This is a genomic window from Mycobacterium sp. E1214, from assembly GCF_001666755.1.
Lineage (GTDB): Bacteria > Actinomycetota > Actinomycetes > Mycobacteriales > Mycobacteriaceae > Mycobacterium.
In genome coordinates, this window is record NZ_LZJC01000065.1 from 1 (window position 1) to 1,300 (window position 1,300).

At 69.1% G+C, this 1,300-nt stretch carries 3 protein-coding genes; all 3 read left to right on the forward strand.

The window, feature by feature from the left end:
• On the forward strand, nucleotides 1–765 hold a 765-nt coding region (locus A5700_RS07370), incomplete at its 5' end, for a PE/PPE C-terminal domain-containing protein (RefSeq protein WP_197504146.1).
• Nucleotides 766–829: 64 nt separating this feature from the next.
• The gene (locus A5700_RS07375; RefSeq protein ID WP_068068106.1) at nucleotides 830–1,129 is read left to right on the forward strand and encodes a PE family protein; all 300 of its coding nucleotides are present in this window, start codon (nucleotides 830–832) and stop codon (nucleotides 1,127–1,129) included.
• Between the two features lie 7 nt (nucleotides 1,130–1,136).
• On the forward strand, nucleotides 1,137–1,300 hold a 164-nt coding region (locus A5700_RS25165; RefSeq protein ID WP_156671120.1), incomplete at its 3' end, for a PPE domain-containing protein.

The following is a 1,300-nucleotide window of genomic DNA, read 5'->3' on the forward strand; positions in this document are numbered from 1 at the left end:
CTCGAGCCGTTCCCGGCGCCGCCGAACACCACGACCCCGGACGCCACCACCGACCAGGCCATGGCCGTCTCCCGGGCCGCCGCCGAGCCTGCGGGCAACACCGCGCAGACCACGGCCAACGCCACCACCCAACTCGTCACGACGGCGGCGCCCACCCAACAGCTGGCGGCGGCCGCCACCACGGATCCGCCAGGACCGTTGACCTGGCTCACGAACGCCATTCAGAGCTACCTGGATTCCGGGTTGCCCACGCCGACCAACAACTACCTCGGTCTCAACCCCACGCTGTACACGGTGTTGCTGAAGCAGACCTCCGGTCTGGCGTACTTCTCCAACGGTATCGCCAACTTCGGCTGGTCGATCGCTCAGCAGCTGACGTACGGCCCCGGTGGTGCGACGGTGGGTGCCGGTGGTGCGTGGTTCCCGACGCCGCAGTTCGCGTCTTTGGGGTTGGGCAACTTGGGTGGCGTGGGTCATGTCGGCGGGGGTGCGGCGGCGGCGGCTGGTCAGGCGGCCCGGGTGGGCATGTTGTCGGTGCCTCAGCAGTGGGCGACGTTGACTTCGGCGGTGACGCCGGCGGTGGCGGAGTCCGAGGGGGCGTTGGTGCCGGCCGGGGCGGCCGGTGCGGCGGGGGCGAACTCGCCCAACGCCTTGTTGCGGGGCATGCCGATGGGGGGCATGGGCCGCCGCGGCGCGACCGCGGGCTATGTCAACAAGTACGGGTTCCGCTACAGCGTCCTGACCCGCCCACCCTCGGCCGGATAACGGGACGGCGCCGATGCATCTCAACTACCCACCAACCACGCCGACACGAAGGAAACCGAGATAGATGTCATTCGTCACAACGCAGCCAGAGGCGCTGTCCGCGGCGGCAGGCAATCTGCAAACCATCGGCTCGACGCTGAGCGCACAGAACGCCGCGGCCGCGGCCCCGACGACCGGAGTGGTACCGGCGGCCGCCGATGAGGTGTCGGCGCTCACGGCGGCGCAATTCGCCGCGCACGCGCAGCTGTACCAGGCCGTCAGCGCCCAAGCGGCGGCCGTCCACGAATTGTTTGTCAACACCCTGAGCACCAGCTCCGGGTCGTACGCGCTGACTGAGGCGGCCAACGCGGCCGCGACGGGTTAAGGAGTCAATCGTGTTGGATTACGGATCACTGCCCCCTGAGGTCAACTCGGCGCGGATCTACGCGGGTCCGGGTTCGGGCTCGTTCATGACCGCCGCGTCGTCGTGGAATGCGTTGGCCGCGGAGCTGAACTCGGCCGCGCTGAACTACGAGAACGTGATCACGGCGCTGAG

Coding starts and splice junctions, on each gene's coding strand:
- A5700_RS07375 (WP_068068106.1), top strand. CDS start 830: ATGTCATTCGTCACAACGCAGCCAGAGGCGCTGTCCGCGGCGGCAGGC.